The sequence below is a fragment of the Ferdinandcohnia sp. QZ13 genome (genome assembly GCF_031324165.1).
In the GTDB taxonomy this organism is placed as follows: domain Bacteria; phylum Bacillota; class Bacilli; order Bacillales; family Bacillaceae_L; genus Ferdinandcohnia.
This window is the reverse complement of sequence record NZ_JAVIVW010000001.1, coordinates 163,803-183,685: the sequence shown is the minus strand read 5'-3', so window position 1 is coordinate 183,685 and position 19,883 is coordinate 163,803. Positions and strand designations below refer to the sequence as shown.

22 protein-coding genes and 1 pseudogene are annotated in these 19,883 nt (G+C 38.8%); 6 read left to right on the top strand and 17 right to left on the bottom strand.

The annotated features are described in order from the left end of the window. The first annotated feature begins 90 nt into the window (after positions 1-90). Positions 91-225, top strand: a complete 135-nt coding sequence (locus RGU12_RS00905; protein WP_309534380.1) for a hypothetical protein — start codon at positions 91-93, stop codon at positions 223-225. Between the two features lie 14 nt (positions 226-239). After that, on the top strand, positions 240-386 hold the full coding sequence (gene yoyE, locus RGU12_RS00900) for a protein YoyE (protein WP_010281467.1): 147 nt from the start codon (positions 240-242) through the stop codon (positions 384-386). A 38-nt stretch (positions 387-424) separates the two neighbouring features. On the opposite strand, the pseudogene RGU12_RS00895 reads toward yoyE, so the two are convergent. Beyond that, positions 425-1,194, bottom strand: a pseudogene (locus RGU12_RS00895) (sporulation protein). 118 nt (positions 1,195-1,312) lie between these two features. Continuing rightward, positions 1,313-1,483 (bottom strand): YozD family protein, encoded by a 171-nt coding sequence (locus RGU12_RS00890; protein WP_116350842.1) that lies wholly within the window; start codon positions 1,481-1,483, stop codon positions 1,313-1,315. 146 nt (positions 1,484-1,629) lie between these two features. On the opposite strand from RGU12_RS00890, the gene RGU12_RS00885 reads away from it, so the two are divergent. Further along, positions 1,630-1,827 (top strand): hypothetical protein, encoded by a 198-nt coding sequence (locus RGU12_RS00885; protein ID WP_309534379.1) that lies wholly within the window; start codon positions 1,630-1,632, stop codon positions 1,825-1,827. Here RGU12_RS00885 and yodN read toward each other — a convergent pair. The 12 genes from yodN to RGU12_RS00825 all read right to left on the bottom strand — a co-directional run bounded on the left by yodN (position 1,824) and on the right by RGU12_RS00825 (position 12,931). Then, positions 1,824-2,516, bottom strand: coding sequence for a germination protein YodN (yodN, locus tag RGU12_RS00880; RefSeq protein ID WP_309534378.1), 693 nt, complete (start codon positions 2,514-2,516; stop codon positions 1,824-1,826). The two genes, RGU12_RS00885 and yodN, sit on opposite strands and share 4 nt — an antisense overlap. A 316-nt stretch (positions 2,517-2,832) precedes the next feature. Next, positions 2,833-3,051, bottom strand: coding sequence for a YozE family protein (locus RGU12_RS00875; protein ID WP_116350273.1), 219 nt, complete (start codon positions 3,049-3,051; stop codon positions 2,833-2,835). 66 nt (positions 3,052-3,117) lie between these two features. Next, entirely contained in the window at positions 3,118-3,390 is a 273-nt protein-coding gene (locus tag RGU12_RS00870; RefSeq protein WP_309534377.1) for a YokU family protein, read from the bottom strand. Positions 3,391-3,408: 18 nt separating this feature from the next. Then, positions 3,409-4,821 (bottom strand): lysine 2,3-aminomutase, encoded by a 1,413-nt coding sequence (gene kamA, locus RGU12_RS00865; protein WP_309534376.1) that lies wholly within the window; start codon positions 4,819-4,821, stop codon positions 3,409-3,411. A 72-nt stretch (positions 4,822-4,893) separates the two neighbouring features. Continuing rightward, complete coding sequence (locus RGU12_RS00860; protein WP_309534375.1) at positions 4,894-6,270, bottom strand: sigma-54 interaction domain-containing protein; 1,377 nt, start codon at positions 6,268-6,270, stop codon at positions 4,894-4,896. A 57-nt stretch (positions 6,271-6,327) separates the two neighbouring features. Further along, positions 6,328-7,182 carry a putative beta-lysine N-acetyltransferase gene (gene ablB / locus RGU12_RS00855; RefSeq protein WP_309534374.1) on the bottom strand — a complete coding sequence of 285 codons (855 nt, stop codon included), beginning with the start codon at positions 7,180-7,182 and terminating at the stop codon, positions 6,328-6,330. Positions 7,183-7,220: 38 nt separating this feature from the next. Beyond that, positions 7,221-8,471, bottom strand: a complete 1,251-nt coding sequence (locus RGU12_RS00850; protein WP_396232332.1) for a peptidase — start codon at positions 8,469-8,471, stop codon at positions 7,221-7,223. Between the two features lie 35 nt (positions 8,472-8,506). Further along, on the bottom strand, positions 8,507-9,148 hold the full coding sequence (locus RGU12_RS00845) for a 3-oxoacid CoA-transferase subunit B (RefSeq protein ID WP_309534372.1): 642 nt from the start codon (positions 9,146-9,148) through the stop codon (positions 8,507-8,509). Further along, the gene (locus RGU12_RS00840; protein WP_309536247.1) at positions 9,133-9,825 is read right to left on the bottom strand and encodes a CoA transferase subunit A; all 693 of its coding nucleotides are present in this window, start codon (positions 9,823-9,825) and stop codon (positions 9,133-9,135) included. Before RGU12_RS00840 ends, RGU12_RS00845 begins: the two co-directional genes overlap by 16 nt. Before the next feature lie 20 nt (positions 9,826-9,845). Next, on the bottom strand, positions 9,846-11,201 hold the full coding sequence (locus RGU12_RS00835) for an aspartate aminotransferase family protein (RefSeq protein ID WP_309534371.1): 1,356 nt from the start codon (positions 11,199-11,201) through the stop codon (positions 9,846-9,848). A gap of 446 nt (positions 11,202-11,647) precedes the next feature. Continuing rightward, complete coding sequence (locus RGU12_RS00830) at positions 11,648-12,568, bottom strand: NAD(P)/FAD-dependent oxidoreductase (protein ID WP_309534370.1); 921 nt, start codon at positions 12,566-12,568, stop codon at positions 11,648-11,650. Positions 12,569-12,775: 207 nt separating this feature from the next. After that, a complete protein-coding gene (locus tag RGU12_RS00825) occupies positions 12,776-12,931 on the bottom strand; it encodes a YjcZ family sporulation protein (RefSeq protein ID WP_309534369.1) in 156 nt (51 codons plus the stop codon). 199 nt (positions 12,932-13,130) lie between these two features. On the opposite strand from RGU12_RS00825, the gene RGU12_RS00820 reads away from it, so the two are divergent. Beyond that, the gene (locus RGU12_RS00820) at positions 13,131-14,291 is read left to right on the top strand and encodes a M20 family metallopeptidase (protein WP_309534368.1); all 1,161 of its coding nucleotides are present in this window, start codon (positions 13,131-13,133) and stop codon (positions 14,289-14,291) included. A 47-nt stretch (positions 14,292-14,338) separates the two neighbouring features. On the opposite strand, the gene RGU12_RS00815 is transcribed toward RGU12_RS00820, so the two are convergent. After that, positions 14,339-15,523 (bottom strand): helix-turn-helix domain-containing protein, encoded by a 1,185-nt coding sequence (locus RGU12_RS00815; RefSeq protein WP_309534367.1) that lies wholly within the window; start codon positions 15,521-15,523, stop codon positions 14,339-14,341. Positions 15,524-15,666: 143 nt separating this feature from the next. Between RGU12_RS00815 and RGU12_RS00810 the strand changes: the two genes are divergently transcribed. Both RGU12_RS00810 and RGU12_RS00805 read left to right on the top strand, forming a co-directional pair. Then, positions 15,667-17,238, top strand: a complete 1,572-nt coding sequence (locus RGU12_RS00810; RefSeq protein WP_309534366.1) for a glucose PTS transporter subunit IIA — start codon at positions 15,667-15,669, stop codon at positions 17,236-17,238. A 178-nt stretch (positions 17,239-17,416) separates the two neighbouring features. Next, positions 17,417-18,118: a cell wall hydrolase gene (locus RGU12_RS00805; RefSeq protein WP_309534365.1), complete on the top strand. Its 702-nt coding sequence runs from the start codon at positions 17,417-17,419 to the stop codon at positions 18,116-18,118. Between the two features lie 135 nt (positions 18,119-18,253). On the opposite strand, the gene RGU12_RS00800 is transcribed toward RGU12_RS00805, so the two are convergent. Together RGU12_RS00800 and RGU12_RS00795 are read right to left on the bottom strand one after the other, a co-directional pair. After that, complete coding sequence (locus tag RGU12_RS00800) at positions 18,254-19,006, bottom strand: ABC transporter permease (RefSeq protein WP_116350259.1); 753 nt, start codon at positions 19,004-19,006, stop codon at positions 18,254-18,256. Next, positions 19,003-19,731 (bottom strand): ABC transporter ATP-binding protein, encoded by a 729-nt coding sequence (locus RGU12_RS00795; protein ID WP_309534364.1) that lies wholly within the window; start codon positions 19,729-19,731, stop codon positions 19,003-19,005. Before RGU12_RS00795 ends, RGU12_RS00800 begins: the two co-directional genes overlap by 4 nt. Positions 19,732-19,883 lie beyond the last annotated feature (152 nt).

The window sequence follows — 19,883 nt, the reverse complement described above, 5'->3', positions numbered from 1 at the left end:
TACCACAAATACATTCTACTTAAAAATAGTCATGAACGCAAAATTATGGGGAAAGCTATGGTTGTAATAATTCCTAAGGGGGGTTCATACGTGGCTAAAGAAAAAATGAGCAAAAAATTGCGACAAGCTGTTGACTATGCAAATGCTACTGACACTACAAAAGGTGTTGGTAATCCACCTAATACATCAAAAAAAGCAAAAGAAGGATTTATGCAACCTAAATAAGTGGAGGGATCCTAATGGGTAAAAAAAATCGTAACCGTATAAATGCACCTAAGAAAAACAATCATACACCACCTGAAGCAATAGAAGCTGAACAAATTGCACATGGAAAAGAATTTTCTGCTGCAGGTGGTCGTAAAAACGGTCCAGGGCATAATGAGTAAATGTATAAAGGCGTCCATAGTTTGGGCGCCCTTTATCCTTAACTATAACAGCTAATAATTTGATTTATTTTTGATTTTATTGTTGGAAGTTCATCTGTTGTCACATTGAAATTAACAAAAGATTCATCCATATCCATTGCTTCTGCAATAAGGCTACTTAAACCTCGCGCACGTCTATCCACCTGCATGAAAACTTCTAGCTTATGATCTGATTGCGGGTAGAACATCACTTCCACTTCGTCTAATTTTCCACGGTAAGCACCAGTTGTTGGGACAAATTCAAATTCCTGAACAAATGGAAGTCGTCTTCTTAGGCGATATGGTGCAGCTTCACAATCCACCTTACGAAGGCTAAATCCTAGATCATAAATGGCATTCAATACACCTGCTGCTAGTGGAGAAGGGGAAACAGAAATATAATCCTTGTCAGATGGATCAATGGCATTTTTAATATCCAACCCTGTATGAATCCACACTTTTGTATTTCCTAGTGTTGCTGGCGTATCTAGTGGAATCACCATCGAAAACGGAATTTCACGTCTTTCATTGCTACCAATCTGAACGGTTCTACAATTTTCATTTTTTCAATCGTTGCTTGCTTGTTTATATTTCTGTCATTGAATTCTTTGATATATGTGGTCATGACAGACAAATAAATCTCGTCAATTTGCTGCTCCATATTTCCACCCACTATTTCAACAACGCCTGTTACTTTTTCTCCGGCTTTTAATCGATCCGTTGAAAGTTTCGTATCAACCCTTGCACTTCCAATTCCAATACTTGAAAAAATTTTATTGAATAATGACATCGTATTCCCCCTAAATATTGATATAAAAATATACGGCTAGTATCTAAAAATGTTTCTAAAAAACATTAATATATTTTTAGACATAAAAAAACGACGGGATTCCCGCCGCCGATATGTACTAGTCTTCTCTTTCCTCGTCAATTACACATTTATAAAGTAAGTATTCAAATGTAATATCTGCTAGCTCCTCTAGCTCTTCCTCTCCTGGGGCAAATCCCCTTTGGACAAGTTCGTTATAGAAAAACTCTGCAATTTCCTCGGTATCAATAACAACCTCAATTTCCTTCAGCATGATCGCCCCCTTTACTTAAGGTGTATGTTTATAAATCAACACCTATGTCAGTTTTGTATGTATTTTATTTTTTAGTCATGAATCCTCATGTTCATACATAGGATGAAATATAAAGATTGGACAAGCCTATTGGAGGGGTTCTCATGACAAAGCATACCGTTATCGTAAAATTCCCAGTACAAGCAGAAATCAAAGAGACAAATAAATTCCTTGAATTTATTGACGGAGATGGATTCGACAAAGTATTAGGAAAAGTAACAAAAGGATTATTTTCGACTATTTTATTTTTAGGGATCCCTTATTTATTTTATGTTCTTGTGCAAGCTTTCTTCATGAGTTAATCGTTACCTTTCCCGGATTTGAATTTTTGTAAATTTTTCAAAGCTAAATCCATAACGTCCTTATATTTCTGATCCTGGAACATTTCGTACAGGATCTTGTAGTCGTTGTACACATCAAGTAAGCCATCGATGATTTCTTTTTTCTCTTTTTTAATACGCATATGATCCTTTTCTGATTTACGATAGATATCCATATTTTCATACATCCCCACATTTTTGTTTTTCTTTTTCACAAAATACTTCAGCGAATATTTTTGAAGGAATGTTTCTGCTTGATCAAAATCTGCAAGTAGTGTGAGCTCATCCTCTCCCGCTTCGAGCCACTCACCATCTGTCACACGCGCTAATTCGTAAATCACATCCTCCCAAGCACCCTCTTTGTATCTCCAAATTTCCGTGTGTATCCCGACAATTTTAAATACATCGTCTTCATATCCTTGAACAAAGACAAGGTCACCAAAATAATATTTATATTCAATCTCAATTTTTTCGATTTCCATCGACTTTGCTTTGTATTCAGAAAGTAAAGTTAATGCTGCTTCCGAATAGAATACTTCGCCTTTATTTACTTTATAAAGAAAGTTTCCATCGAGTTTGCGGATATCTGTTACAGACCCAACTGTTCCATATAACGTTACAACGACGATATCCCCGATTTTATATTTTGGCTTTTTGTTTTTACCATCCATATCCTCATCCCTTTAGCTTTTATGTCGATTTGAAGGGTGTGAGATAGTATATGCAAGTCTTTTAAAAAACGGCATAGGATTAGGGCTTGTGAGATAAGAAAAAAGAAGGGCTGGCGAGCCTAAAATTTATGGGGGTTAAGCGTTCGATTTAGAGGTATATTTGTTCGTTTATTTAGTGGCAGTTAATCTTGGATAGTGGCAGCATTATAGAAACTGCGGCAGTATTTTTGGTTATTGATAGTAAATCTTTGAAAGTGATTGTATTTAATAAAAAGTGAATTAAACTAAAAAAACCACCGAAAGCGGTGGTCAATAATCAATCTTCGTTCTGATAATGCTCCCAGGCTTGATCGAAAATGGACATACTTTTTAAATATTGGCCGTTTAGCTCTAAATAGGAGCTCAATTCATTGTAATCCTTCGAATAAATTGGAAAGCTATGATCTAAATAAACATCATTTGCAAATTGACTAATCTCATCTTTCGCTTTCGCCGCACGAAACTTCACAATATAGTGATAAAATGACTTCCCCATGACAACCACATCCTACTCTCTCGAACCATTTTTTTGTCATTTTATCACGTTATGTTGTCCTGTCAACTAAAAACGAAAGTAATTATGTTTCAAAAATCGTGGAATCTTCATGAGTTCCTTGTATTGAATGGCTTTTGAAAGTTTTTTTGTATCAATCAGCATGAGTTGGTCTTCGATTTCATTAATGATGTCTTCTTCTTGATATTCCATACCACAAGCTTCACACCTAACACTAGGTATTTCTGTAATTTCAATGGCACGTGTTCCATCTGGAAGCTCCCAAAACACACTATTTGTTGCTTCACGTGCTTTTTCCGATTCACACCACATACATTTCAAAGATTTAACCTCCTATCTTTAGCTTGATGCCTCTTCTCCCTTATTTCCCTGCATTTTTTTCAAAGTGGATTGAAATTTTTTCTCTTTCAATTCATCCCGTTTTTCTCGTTTATCCTTTAATGTACTGTGAGATGGATCTTCATTGTATTTTTTTCTGCGCGAAATCCGGTTAATTCCTTCTGGGACAAGGTTGAAGCCTTCGCCCAGTAAACCGGCAATTCCAGCTGTTGATTTTTTATCTTCTAGCGATCCGTAATGCTCAGTAAAGTATGCATCGGCTCGACCAGGCACATAGTTTTCTGGCTCAGGATATGTTGTAATGACTCCTTCAAAGTTACGAAGGACCACTTTGTCAGGACTTTGTGAAAGAAGATAATTCGGCTGTAAGGCAATTTTTCCACCCCCACCGGGTGCATCAACTACGAATGTCGGTACAGCATATCCTGATGTGTGTCCGCGAAGACCCTCAATGATTTCCAAGCCCTTTGAAACAGGCGCTCTAAAGTGCCCGATGCCTTCAGATAAATCACATTGGTAAATATAGTAAGGCCGAACTCTAATCTTCACTAAATCATGCATCAGCTTTTTCATGATTTCGACGCTGTCGTTAATACCTGCCAATATTACGGATTGGTTACCGACTGGAACACCCGCATTCACTAGCATCTCACACGCTTTTTTCGCTTCCTCTGTAATTTCCAATGATGTATTGAAGTGGGTATTCAGCCAAACAGGGTGATATTTCTTTAAAATATTGCACAGATTTTCTGTAATTCGCTGCGGAAATACGACAGGTGCTCTTGTGCCAATTCGAATGATTTCGACATGTGGAATCTCCCGTAAATTTTTCAAAATATACTCAAGTATGTTGTCGTTGATCAGTAGACCGTCACCACCAGAAATAAGTACATCACGTACTTCAGGTGTGTTGGCGATATAGCCGATTGCAGCATCAAGCTGTTTTTTCGGCACCCCCATGCCGATTTGGCCGGAAAATCGTCTTCTCGTACAATAGCGGCAATACATCGAACATTGGTTTGTTACTAAAAAGAGGACGCGGTCAGGGTAACGGTGGGTCAGACCAGCGACTGGAGAATCTTCGTCTTCTTCAAGTGGATCCTCTAAATCGTATTTTGTTTTATAGATTTCCTTTCCAATTGGCACTGACTGCATCCGAATTGGACAGCGTGGGTCATCTGGATTCATTAACGAAGCATAATACGGCGTAATATTTAAAGGAATCGTCTTTGTCGAAATTAAGACACCCTCTTCTTCCTCTGGAGTAAGCTTAATCACCTTACGTAAATCATCAATTGTACGAATGGTATTGGTTAATTGCCAAATCCAATCATTCCATTGCTCCTCTGTTACATCCTTCCATAATTCAATATCTTTCCAATGACGCTTAGGCTTATATAAGTTCATCTGCATAAAAAATCTCCTCCCTACCTTAATTAACATGCAAGTTGCATGCCAACTCATAAAGCAGAGAGGAGAAAACGATTAAAATTTCTTTTTTTGCAATTTGTACTGCAAGGTTTGACGGGGGATCTCAAGTAGTTTGGCGGCTTTGTTGATATTCCCACCTGATTTTTTCATTGCAGCTTCAATTAAAGTGTTTTCTGTTTCTTTTACGGCTTCTCGCAGTGGTCTTAACGGAGGTGATGAGACTATCGCCTGTGAATCGACAAGATGATTTGGTAGTAATTTCTTGGTCAAGTTCTCACCTTCTGCCATGATCATCGCATGCTCGATAATATGCTTTAACTCACGAACATTTCCCGGCCACTTATACCGTACGAAAAGGTCTAATACCTCATCGTCCACTTTCGACACATTTTTTTGAAAGCTATGGTTATAAATTCCGATAAAATAATCAACTAAATAAGGGATATCTCCAATTCGTTCGCGTAATGGTGGAATCTCAAGTGAAAAAACATTTAATCGGTAATACAAATCCGGCCGTAATTCCCCCGCCATCACACACTCCGAGGGATATTTATTTAATGCTACAATCACTCGGACATCCACTTGAAAGGCTTTTGGGCTACCAATTCTGCGTACCATTCCATCTTCAAGTACACGAAGTAATCGTGATTGGAGTTCGAGTGGCATTGAATTGATTTCGTCTAAAAAGAGTGTTCCACCATGGGCAATTTCAAATAACCCGGCACGGTCGATCGCACCTGTATAACTGCCTTTTACGGTTCCAAATAAAATGCTCTCTAACAAGCTTTCAGGTAAGGCCGCACAGTTTTGAGCAATAAATGGTGCCTGCCTTCGTGCTGATTCATTATGAATCGCTTGAACAAGTAACTCTTTTCCTGTGCCAGTCTCCCCATACACCAATACGGTTGATGAAGAGTTGGCAACCTTAGTTGCTTGTTGCTTCACAAGATTGAAGTGCTCATTTTTCGTCAGGATGTCATGAAAGGTGTATTTAGCTCCGTAAATTTCATTCGGTTTTTTTGATACACCCCGAACCTTTGATTGAAGGTCCATTAATTTATTAGATAAATCTTTGATTTTAGAGTAATCCTTTCCAATCTCGACAGCTCCAATGAAGGTACCGTTTATTTTAATCGGAAGGGTCGTATTCACTGTATCAATCAGCTTTCCCCATTTATTTTTATAGGTTTGGGGGAGATGAAAAATCGGCTGTTTTGTGCGAATAACTTTTAATAGAGTACTAGAGTCTTCATTTAATGAGGGAAAGACCTCAAGAAGATGCTTTCCCAGAACCTCCTCGCGGCTAAGCCCATCGTGCTCTGCTGCGACCTGATTATAGAAGATGGTGATTCCTTCCTCATTAACAACATGAATGGCTTCATCTATGCTATCTAAAATGGCGATGACGAGTTCTTCCCCGATTTGCACCATCTCCACCTCCTAATCGGATGATGAAATTCCGGCGTTTGATGCCGAAAATTCGGCCAATTATTTCTTAGTTAAATTTTTTACCCACACATTCATATCTTCAATCTTATCAAAAATATAACAATTGTTAGTGAGTCTGCCAGTATACGTGTATCCTAACTGGTAGAAGCTTTTATTCATACCATATGAAAGCGCCCTCGCAATCGAGTAGGCACAATAGATTCCATTATTCATCAGCTCTTTTTCAAGTTGAACTAAAAGCTTTTTCATTAAACCATGTTTTCGATATGCATCCAGCGTCGCACAGTCGGTGAGTTCTGCATTGTAAAAGGTAGGGTTCACTTCGGCTGAGGCAGCACTTATAATCGTTCCGTTATCTTCGACTACATAAAAAATGGTCGATTCCTTCATCACTTGCTCAATATAGTCTGGGTTGTTTAATGGTGTTGGATAGATTTGAAACACAGTATTATATAATGCGGCTAGTTGCCCTGCGTCTTTCGGCGTTGCTTTGCGGATTATAAAGTCGGTGTCTGTTTGCTTGGTTTGCTGTGGATTGCGTAAGATGTCAGTGATTATTTTTTCTTCTTCCATCCATTTTTCACTGTTTCTTCTTTCATTTGAAAAATATTTCGTAACAAAATAGGCATCACTGCCATTAAAATATTTTGGGACCATCGCTTCGATCATGTAACCGTGAGCCATAAAACAATGTAGGTCCTCTCTTTTTGCCATACAAATGATTTTTTCAAAGGAATGCTCTACGGCAATAAGGTGAACCTCATCTAAAAGTGAAAAGAGATTTCCACGGTATTCTAATACTCGCAACCTGCGATTAAAATAATCTATGACGATGCTTGCTTGATATGTAGCGTCGTTTACTTGTTTTTGTTCACTATACTTCTGACCCGACAACATCAAACCTCCTCAAAATCTTTTCTATAATCATATCATTAATCTTCTGAAACTTCACACCATGCTAAAATCGTATGAGCTATAATTTCTGCCGTTTCAAACATTCTCTCAAGTTCTATATATTCATTTGGATAATGGGCAACCTCAGTTGTTCCCGGACCAAAGACGATTGTTGGGATTTTGCCTACCGCTGTTAACAGCCCACCATCTGTACCCCACGGGGATGCTTCGATAATGGGTTCTTTCCCTTTTACCTGTTTAAAACTATTTTTTAAAAGATTCATTAGCTCATGGTCGGGTTCAATCGTGCCTGGTACCCATCGTGCCCCAAACCATTCAAGTTCAACTGGATGTTCCTCGAACCATTTATCAATCTCGTCTAATTCTGCAAGCCATTGTTGCATTTCAGATTTGGCGTGGTCGATTGTTTCCTCAGGTGCAACTCCCATTCGACCTTCGATTGTGACAACGTCCGGAACAGAGGATGGCCATGTTCCTCCTTGAATTTTCCCAATATTAATTGGAACAGGAATGGGTGTATTTTTATACAAAGGGTCATTGATTGCACCATTGCGAATCATTTCCAGCTTTAACAGATGATTGACAACAGTCATCGCTTTTTCAATCGCACTAACCCCCTCATACCTTGTGCCGCCATGTGCAATTCGACCATAAATATCAATTTTAAACCACAAGGATCCTTGTTGTTTAGGAAAAATCTTCATATTTGTCGGTTCCGGGATAATCGCACCATCTGCTTTATATCCTCTTAAAATAGTCGCTAGGGTACCAGCGCCACCACTCTCCTCTTCGATCACACTTTGAAAGATAACATCTCCTTTTAATTGAATACCTGAATCCTTGATGGCTTGGATCGCTAAAAGGAGTGCCACATTTCCACCCTTCATATCAGTAGAGCCTCGCCCATATAATTTTCCATCTTTCACTTCAGCAGAATATGGATCCATCTCCCATTGTGTAATATCGCCTTCTGGAACGACATCAATATGACCATTTAAGAGAAGGGATTTCCCACCACCTGTCCCTTTTAGGACACCGACAACATTGGGGCTATCCAGAAAAGTGGATCGAGGTGACACAAAATAAGGATGCTTTAGCAGTTCTGCACCATTTGGTTCCCAGATATCAATTTCCATACCCAGCTGGCGGCATTTTTCTATAATGATTGCCTGCGAGGATCGTTCATTCCCTTGTAGACTTGGTTCTTGAACGAGCTTTTTTAAAAGACGTATCCCCTTACTCTTGTTTTCTTGTATCCACTTTTTCACATTCGCGTTATTGTCACTCACACACTTCTCCTCCCTTAGAAAAGTTGCAATTCGGCACTTGTATTTTTGACGACATCTTCGACTGTAAAAGGAGCCATAACTTCAAGTAAATGAAGTCCGTCCTCCTTCACCTCAATCACAGCCATATCAGTGATGATGAGATTGACACAGCTTTTCGAGGTGAGTGGAAGGCTACATTCCTTGACAATCTTGGAGTTTCCATGCTTGTCGATATGATTCATTAAGACAATGACTTTCTTTGCTTTTTGCGCTAATTCCATCGCTCCGCCCATACCTGGAACACGTTTTCCTGGAACAATCCAGTTTGCGAGGTCACCTTTTTCACTGACCTGAAGTGAGCCTAAAATGGTAATATCAATATACCCGCGACGGATCATGCCAAAGGCAATTGAACTATCAAAGTAGGAGGAACCGGTTGCAGTTGTTACTGGATATCCAGCAGCATTACAAAGGTTTTCGTTCTCCTTTCCCTTTTCTGGGCTTGGACCAATCCCTAAAATTCCGTTTTCTGCATGGATCATGACATTTATGCCAGCAGGTAGGTGATTTGGAACGAGGGAAGGAATCCCAATTCCAAGATTTACAATCATTCCATCCTTAATCTCTTGGGCTGCTCTCTTCGCAATTTCGTTACGAATATCTACTCCCATACCCATTTCCAATTCACCCCTCTACTTTCGATGATCATATCGACATAAATTCCAGGCGTCACGATTTCCTCGGGGTCAAGTTCAGAAAGTGGCACAATTTCTTCAACCTCGGCTATCGTGAATTTACCTGCCATTGCCACTAGCGGATTCATATTTCGGGCACTTTTGTCATAGACGAGGTTTCCAAATGGATCCGCCTTTTTCGCAAAAATAATGGAAACCTCGGCAGTTAGTGGCTTTTCTAAAAGATAATCCGTACCATCAACGTGAATGATTTGTTTCCCTTTTGATACAATTTCATTATCAATTCCGACATCTACTAAAATACCACCAAGCCCTACTCCACCCGCACGAATTCGTTCCGCTAGTGTCCCTTGTGGGGAAAATTCAATTTCCATTTTTCCTTCTGTCATTAATTGTCCTGCAACCGGGTTTGAACCAATATGGGATACAATGCATTTTTTTGCATGACCGCGGCTTACGAGTTTTCCAATTCCAATGTTTGGAAAACCTGTGTCATTTCCAATCAAGGTCAAATCTCTGACATTTTTCTCAAGTAATCCATCAATTAGTGTCGGGGGGCTTCCAATCCCACCAAAGCCTCCAAACATTACGGTTGTTCCGTCATTGATACGTCCGAGTGCCTCTTCTAGAGTTGAAATCTTATTGTAGCGATTTTCAATCAATCTATGACACCTCCAAATTAGGCTGATATAACACCTTTATTCCTTAGTTCCATTTCCACATCTTTTAAAGTTTGATCGAGGAGCTCGATTAGCTCATCGATTTGATTTCTTGTAATTGTTAATGGTGGGGCAACAAGGATGGCATCACCACCAACACCTTCAATCCCAGCAGCAGCTGGATATAATAGGAGACCATTATTCTGTCCTTGAGCAACAACAAGTGATGTTAAATCAATTTCCTTTTTAAAAGGAAACTTCGTGATCATGTCTGAGACAAACTCAATCCCACACATCAGTCCTTTTCCGCGAACATCCCCAATAATTGAATGATTTATTTGTAATTCTTGTAGTTTCCTAATGAGATATATTCCTTGTTTCTCAGATTTTTCAACGAGTTGATGAGATTCAATGTAATCAACGACCGCTAAAGCAACTGCTGCAGATTGAGGGTTTGCACTATAGGTGTGTCCACTCATGATGAGCTTTGACCCCTTTTGTATAGGTTCCATCACCTTTTCACTGACGAGCGTTGCGGCAACCGGCGTGTAGCCTGCGCTCATCCCTTTACCGAGGGCAATGATGTCTGCCTCAGTATCCCAATGTTCAAGGGCAAACATTTTACCGGTACGCCCCATCCCGGTCATGACCTCGTCGGCGATAAATAAAATTTGATGTTTTTCACAGATTTCTTTAATAACTTGATAATAGCCTTCAGGCGGGACAATCGCCCCACCCGCTGCTCCAATAATCGGTTCAGCGATAAAGGCTGCTATATGTTCCGCTCCAATTCGGTTGATTGCTTGTTCTAACTCTGTTGCACACATATGGTTGCAGGACGGATATGTGGTATTAAACGGGCAGCGAAAACAATATGGTGGCTTAATGGTTGGGTAATCCTCTAATAAAGGAACGAAGCGAGCTCTTCTGCCGGTATGTCCGGACATTGAAAGCGCTCCGATCGTGATTCCGTGATAACTCATCCAGCGGGATAAAATTTTGTTTTTTCCTTTAATCCCTTTTTCCTGCCAATATTGAATCGCGATTTTCATTGCAGTCTCCGTTGCCTCAGAACCGCTGTTCACAAAAAAAGACCAGTATTCACCGCCTTTTGCTAGGTCACTAAGTTTTTTGGCTAATTGTTCAGCGGGCTCACTTGTGAATTGTGACCTGTATACAAATGATATTTTGTGTGCCTGCTTTTCGATTTCTTCAATGATTTCTTTGACACCATGGCCGATACTTGCCGTGATGGCCCCTGATGAGCCGTCGGTGTATCTTTTTCCGTTTGTATCATATAAATAAATCCCATCCCCATGGCTAATCATCGGATAATCCTTATCCAATAAAGGTTTTATCAAGCGGGTTTCGTCCATTACGAACCCTCCTCGCCAAAATGGTGTTGCAGTGCTTTTTTAATATGCTGGTTGCTCCTTGTTTTGATTACGGTCGGTACATGTTTTCCTAGTTTTGTTTGTGATCATGATGTGTAAAATCTAGGTAGTCTACACGTTTACTAGTTTTGCGGGTCGATCTTGATGCGAGAGGTAGTGTCCAGTTAAATGAAGGGCAAAAAAATGAGAATCTTAATCGTGTTGCCTTTCATAGGTTCGATGAAAGGGATAACAGAACTAAATTTTTAACCATAATCCTTTTCATATGCTTTATGAAAAGCATAACAACACTAAATACTAATCGTAATCCCCTTCATAAACACATAAACACCTGCGTATCAATCCCCAAATTCTTTAAAAATTGTAAGCGTTTTAACACTTAAAAAGCCTATTATTACATTATATGTATGTAAAGAATGATAATTTCGTTATTCGGAGGTTTTTTCATCCAAAAGGCTTTTATGTATCCAAATAGCTGCCTGCATTCCATCCCCCATGGCGATTGTAGTTTGCTCGGAATGGACCGCGATATCTCCAGCAGCCCACACATGCTCAATATTCGTCATTTTGGTTCGTGGATCTACAATGATATGTTTATTTTCTAGACGTTCAATACCGAGTAGGGTAGCCAGATCTGACCTGACCTCGTTTCCCCCAAACCCTAAGAAACCACGTTCTCCCTCAATGATTTTTCCACTTTTCAAGCGTACCCCGATAAAATCAGAAGTTTTTTCATCAAGCAAAATCTCATCCGTTTCATCTTGAATATGAATAATCCCCTTTTGGTCAAACATCACATTCACTTCATAGTCAAGGTTACTCCAGTCATGATTGATGAAAGTAATATCTCTTGTAAAATAGGTTAACGTAAAGGCCATATTCGCTCCGGTTTTACCAGAACCGATCACGATGACATGCTTATCAACCACTTCATAACCGTCACAATCAGGACATACATAGACGGTTAGACCAAGGCATTTATAAATATTTTCAATGGAAGGAATATTGTCCTTTACGCCAGTTGCAAGCAGTAACCGTTTTGCTAAATATACATCGCCACCTCGACAATAGATATGAAAAACATCATGGTTTTTTTCAATTTTTACTACTTCATTTTGAATAAATGAAACACCGTAACGTTCAGCATGCATTTTCCCTAGATTTCTTAATGTTTCTCCACTGACTCCATTTGGCCAGCCTAAGATGTTGTGGTAGTTTCTACAAATTGTTGAACGACCGTCATTTGAATCAATGACGGCGATTTTATGTTTATATCTTCCAAGTTGAATCGCAGCCTGTAAACCAGCAATTCCTCCACCGACAATAATGACATCATATTGATTAACCATACTCTCACCTCAATTTAGACATGTACCTTTTATCATTTGTTTTGTGGGTAATAATCTATTCAAAAAATCTTTAAGTTAACATAATGTTTTTATAATTAACCTAATTTTATTTCACTGTTTAAGTTTACATATTATTTTTATCGTAAACAAAAAGGCTCCCTTCACTAAATGTGAAAGGAACCTCTCTATTCATTGCTTTGTATATATTTAACGTACCCAAGAAGCACCAACAATAATTAATAAGATAAATAGTACGACAATTAATACAAAGCCATGGCGATATCCATAACCACCGTATCCATATCCACCGTATCCATATCCGTGTCCAAATCCATCGTAGCATCCGCATCCGCCGTAGTACATAGTGTCATCTCCCTTTCTTTTTCTTTACACTCATATGATATGAGCCTATGGGTTGTACTGTATGTGCTAGTGCCTATTTTTTACTAACTTTCATTAATTATATAAAAATAGTATAGTAACCAAGTAGTTTTGTTGAATTTTTATACATCATGTTTTATAATAATCCATAGAAAACTTATAAAAAGAAAGCAGGGGCATTATGAAAGCAGAAATACTAGCGGCTATTGAAGAAAATAAAGATCGTTTTTACGAAATCAGTGCATATATTGGGGCAAACCCTGAGCTAGGTCATGAAGAATTTAAAGCTTGTAAAATATTAACGGACGAGCTCAAAAAACATAAATTTAATGTAGAAATAGGAACTGCTGGTCTCCCTACTGCGTTTGAAGCGACATTTGACAGTGGTAAACCAGGTGCAACAATTGGGATTATGTCGGAATATGATGCCTTACCTGAACTAGGTCATGCTTGCGGACACAACTTAATCGGAACTATGGGAATTGCGGCTGGAATTGGTTTGTCAAAGGTAATTCATGAAACAGGCGGTAAAGTGATTGTGTACGGTACGCCAGCTGAAGAAACAAAAGGTGGAAAAGTAACCATGGCGGAACAAGGTATCTTCGATCATCTCGATGTAGCCATGATGGTCCACCCGCTGAGCCACTACGAAAAAAGCGGTGCTTCCCTAGCTATGGATGCCATCCAATTTGAGTTTTTCGGAAAAGCGGCACATGCAGCAGCAGCCCCACATGAAGGAATCAATGCCCTTGATGCGGTCCTCCAAACATTTAGTAGCATCAATGCGTTAAGACAGCATATTACATCAGACGCACGTATTCATGGAATTATATCTGAAGGTGGAAAAGCTGCAAATATCGTACCGGATTATGCAGTGGCACAATTCTATGTTCGCGCAGCTTCTCGTACTTATGTAAACGAGCTTGTGGAAAAAGTAAAAAAATGTGCCCAAGGTGCTGCCCTCCAAACAGGCGCAACAATGGAATGGTCATTTTATGAATTTTCCTATGATGACATGGTTACAAATGAAACTTTTTCAGATGCCTTTACTGATACATTAATCGAATTGGGGGTAAATCCGGAAGAAATTCATGAACGCGCTGAAGGCGGTTCACTTGATATGGGCAATGTTAGCCATGTCGTTCCTTCCATCCATCCGTATATAAAAATATGTGATGAACCATTTGCATGTCACACACACGGTTTCCGAGAGGCTGCCTTAAGCAATCAAGGTAAAGAAGCCATGATCCTCGGTGCCAAAACCATGGCCCTAACAGGCTATAAAATTTTAACCGAGCCACAACTTCTAGAAAAGATTAAAAAAGAATTTGCGAACAAATAACCATAGGGACGGTTCTCTTGGCACCCTTAGCCAAGGAATCGCCCCTTTTATTTTCTAAATTGTGTGGGTGTCATACCTGTTTCCTTTTTAAAAACTCTCGTAAAATAAGAGGGGTCATCATATCCCACCATCCAGGAAATATCCTCAATCGGGAGATTTTCTGTTTCAAGTAAAAATTTAGCTTGGTTAATTCGAAGCATTTGGTGAAAGCCTGTTATGGTATAACCTGTCTCCTGTTTAAACTTCCTTGAAAGATGACTAACATTTATATCATTTTGCTCGGCTAGGTTTTCAATATTTATTTGCTGATCGTAGTAGCTTGTTATATGTTCAATGACCTTTTGGATAATAATTGAGTACTGTTTTAATGAGTGAGACTGTACTAATTCACAATAATCCCCGATCATCTGATCTTCGATTTGATAAAGCTTTCCCAATTGATCAACCTGTTCAATCTTAAGGGCATAGTCCTCAGAAATTCGATGGACCAATATAGATGCCACTTGCCCTTTTCTCGCAGCTGTGCGTAGTAGTGTATTCAAGACAATTAAATTATTTTTAACCCTTCTAATCGGTTGATTTGGAAATCGCTCTGCAAACGAAAATAAGAGATTATTTGAATTGATTAATTGTAATGCTTGCTTTTTGTTCCCCATTTCCACCGCTCGCAGAAAATCCTTTTCGATTTTATAACGTAATTCAACCAATTCAATTTGGTTGATTTCCTCTTTTGTTGTTTGGCTCACATTTCGCTCATGCTTAAGAGCATAATCAATGACAATTGGAGCTGTTTTGTCCATCAAACTTCGAAATTGCTGTAAAACACTTGTAAAGCTATTAATTTTCTCTCCAGTAAGAATCGAGATTTTGTTAGCAACATTCCGCAATTCTTCACTCTCGGTTCGAGATAATTGATGTTCTCTCGATATCTTAAAAAAATCAGGTGCTTTTTCATAAAAAGGTCCTAATAGAATACACCATTTCACTCCATTTCCACGAAGAGCATATCCGAAAAATTGCAAATCCCATTCATTATGCAAAATATACACCTGGTTCTCCCTCATTGTGGATAACGTTTTAAAAGCTGCATCACGCGTTTCTTGCATTAACAGAGGAAGTTGCACCAGTTCCTGACGGTGCAATAACGAGCCCTCCTCATCCAATACATAACTATTTAAATCTGTAATAAAATGTAATTTTATTGCTGTTGAAATAATAGTAGATGTTTCCAAAACACGAATCCTCACAATATGTCCTAATTTTATCAAAATAATCCTACATTGTATCATGGTGTATTTATTATACTAATATCATAATACAAGAAGCAATTATTTTGAAAACGCTTGATAATCTTAGAAAATTGTGAGGTACTACTATGAATCATACAAAGAAAAATAAAGAACAATCGAAATTATCAATGGTGTTAGATGTTATTTCCGGAAGCTTTGCTCCCATCATAGGTATTCTTGCGGGTGCCGGTCTTTTGAAAGCGATGTTATCCGTACTTGTCATGCTTGGTTGGCTTTCAAAAGAAAACGGTTCCTACATTGTTCTATCTGCAGCTGGTGATGCAGTGTTCCACTTTCTCCCTGTTTTTCTTGGGATCTCAATCGCAATAAAATTAGGTGCAAATGGTTATGTGGGTGGAGTTATTGGTGTTTCAATTTTAAGTCCTGAAATTGTTCATCTTGTTGAAAATGGTGTTGACTCACTTGAATTTTTTGGACTACCCGTTTTACTTTCTGATTATTCGTCAACTGTCTTCCCTATTTTCATGGCCATTTTTGCTTACGCAGGGCTAGAAAGAATCTTGAAAAAAGTCATTTATAAAGATATTCAATTATTTATGAATCCACTGCTATCTCTTGTTATAATTGTTCCCCTAACCCTTATTGTATTTGGGCCCATCGGGACTTTACTAGGAGAAGGTCTAGGTACATTGATCACGTTCCTAAGTGATAAAAGCGGTTTATTAGCAGGTGCTGTGCTCGGAGGAGCTTGGACATTCTTAACGATTGCAGGTTTACATTGGACAATTATTCCACTAGCAATTGCAAACCTTGCAACTGGTCCGGACCCAATTATCGGGATGGCTGCAGCAGCTCCATTTGCCCAAATCGGGATTGGTATTGCGGTCTTTTTGAAAACGAAAGACAAAGATTTGAAAGCACTTGCTGCAAGCGGTATCGTTCCAGGCTCTTTAGCTGGAACAACTGAGGCAATTAACTATGGAATTATTTTACGTTATAAAAAAACGATGGTTTATGTCTTAATTGCATCAGCCGTTGGTGGAGCAATAAATGGTAGCCTAGGTGTTGCAATGAATTCATTTGTTCTTCCAAGTGTTCTTTCAATACCTGCTTTCACCCCTCTCTTGTCATTTTTAATTGGTATTGCTGTTGCATTTGCACTAGGTTTCATTTTCACCTATGTATTTGGATTTGAAGGTAAAACGGAAAAAACAAGAGATAATTATAATTTAATTATTGTAAGACCAGAAAAGATTAGTAGCCCATTACACGGTAAGGTAGTACCATTAACGGCTATCAAAGATCCGATTTTTGCTACAGAATCTGTCGGAAAAGGAGTCGCAATTGAACCTGAAGATGGAAAAGTTGTGTCTCCAGTAGATGGAATTGTCACTACTATCTTCCCAACTGGTCATGCTATTGGAGTCACATCAAAAGATGGAGCAGAAATTTTAATTTGTATCGGGATTGATACCGTAAAGTTGAAAGGTCAGTATTACCAACCACATGTAAAACAAGGTGACCATGTGAAACGTGGAGATTTACTGATTACCTTTGACTTACAACAAATCAAGGATGCTGGTTATGAAACGACCACACCCATTGTCATAACGAACTCAGAAAAATATGTGGATGTTAAAGCCCCCAAATTGGACAATGTGAATACGTTAGAAGATTTGTTACAATTGAGTATTTAATTTCGTATTGGGATGGTTCTCTTAATCATAAGAGGATCATCCTTTTTTAAAGATTTTGTAAGATAGACAAGATGTAATCTGCCTGTAACGAAACTGTAATACTAATCTACTTTTTTAGTTCATAGAAATGAGTCATAGAGAGTTACCCAGTAATACTATGACTAGGAGGACTATGACTATGAAAAAAATAATATTTGGACTAGCAATCTTTATAGCATCTCTATTTTTTGCGGATCAAGCGTTTGCCTATACAGTTCAAAAAGGTGACACGATGTCTGAAATTGCAAGAATGCATGGTATGACATTGAATGAATTAGCAGTAATGAACCCACAAGTAGAAAATTTAGACCTGATTGTTGTCGGGGAGAAAATAAATACGGAAGTAACGAATGATCATGGACCAACATTATTTGAAGGAATGAATGTTGAGAAAATAGAAGAAGTTGTTGTTGCACCGAAAGAAACGGTAAAAACAGAGCAAGTTGTGACGGAGGTTAAAAGTGTTTCAAGTAGTTATTCTTTTTCTACTGAAGAGTTAGACTTATTAGCGAGAATTGTACGAGCTGAGGCTCAAGCGGAACCATTTGAAGGAAAAGTTGCAGTTGCGGCGGTCGTATTAAATCGTTTAGAAAGCCCAAAATTCCCTGACACAATTCGAGGTGTCATTTATCAACGTGGTCAGTTCCAGCCAGTACGAAATGGTGCTATAAATAAACCTGCAGATGAAGAATCGAAACGAGCTGTGCAAGCAGCACTAACTGAAATGAGATATATTGCGAAAGAAGCGTTGTTCTTCTACAACCCTACCATTGCCACAAGTCGTTGGCTGGATTCCAGGACAACTGCTGTGAAAATTGGACGACATGTGTTTAAGTATTAAATTGTGTTTTATTGACTTTCGAAAATAAGCTAGGAAACCTAGTTGGTTGATTAGGTTGCCTGTTACATAATAGATTAAATGCCTGAACCCTTTCATATCACTAGGGTTCAGGCATTTTTGGTTTTTAAATTTGTTCTATCTCATCTTCAGAAACTGCAAGCGCTGGTTAAATAATGTTGGATAGGATAAGAATCCGAGCATGACACTTGTTACGGCTGCTGTTGTTAAGAGTAAAAAGAGAACGAGCAATTGAAATTGAACAGCTTGAATTGGGCTCGCGCCTGCAATAATTTGGCCACTCATCATCCCTGGAAGCTGAACAAGCCCGATTGTTTTTTGACTCTCGATGGTTGGAATCATACTCGCCTTAATTGAAGTAATGAGCTGAGTATGAATCGCTTGTTTTGGCGTACCACCTAAGGATAGGATGAGCTCAGTCTGCTCTTGATGCGCATCCACCTCTGCTGTGAATCTGTTTAAAAAGAGGATTGCAAGCACCATCGAATTTCCGACAACCATACCACTGATTGGAATGATATACTGCGCGGTTGCCGGTGTAATCTTAAATCCTAATAGAATAGCCTGGGTGAGAACTTCCATAAAAACCAAGGTTGCAGCAATTTTCCAAGTGATACCCTTGATTGCCTTTCCTTTTTTCCTTGCATTTTGTGTAGCCGCTACGATCATGACAACTACCATCAGAAAAATATAAATAAGACTTTCCGTCTCGAAGACAAATTTTAAAATATAGCCAACTGCAAAAAGCTGAATGATGGAGCGAACAACCGCAATCGTAGTGTCTTTTTCCAAGCCTAGGTTAAAGGTTTTCGATAAAAATATCGGGATGAGAACAAAAATGAGAGCGATAGCTAATGCAAGTGTACTCATGCCATCTCCCCCTTCACAAATTGTCGTACTTTTTCTGTTGTAGGAGATTTCAGTAAGGTACTCTCCCCCGTTTCAATTACTTCCCCTTCCATTAAGACCCAAACATAGTTCCCTATATCGATGGCTTGCTGAAGATTATGGGTAATCCAAATCATGGTTACCTTGTACTTCTGGTTGATTTTTACGATCAGTTCCTCGATCTCGGTTTTAGAGACTCGATCAAGTGCCGAGGTGATTTCATCCAACAACATGATTTTCGGATGATTCACTAGCGTGCGAGCAATAGATACCTTTTGACGCTGTCCACCTGATAAATCTCGAACATCTCGATGTAAATATTCGTCTTCTAATCCAACGTCCTCTAATAGATCCTTCGCTGTTTGTTCTTCCAACTTTTCACCTTGGAGTGTCTGTGGTAAAGCTAAATTCTGAAAAACTGTCCCGTTTATCATTGGTGCATTTTGCAGGGCAATTCCTACAATTCTCCGCAATGCCACCGGATCATATGTATCAATGTTTTTTTCCTTCACGTAAATTTCACCATTACTTGGAGACAAAAGACCATTACAAAGCTTTAGTAACGTTGTTTTCCCTGCTCCAGATGGTCCAACCAAGGTCGTAATGGTTCCTTCATAAAAGGAACCTGTTATCTTTTTTAAAATATGTTTATTGTCCGCGTGAAAATCCACACCGTTAAAATGAATGGCTGGTTTTAATGTTTGCACGTGTTCACTTCCTTTAACTCGCTATTTATAAGATATCATATAGGTCACTTTACCGGAAAAATTTCAATTCATTTTGTATATTATGTACCTTTTTTGTCAAACTCAATTTAAAATTGGACTAAAAAATGGAGACTGTGATGAAACACAGTCTC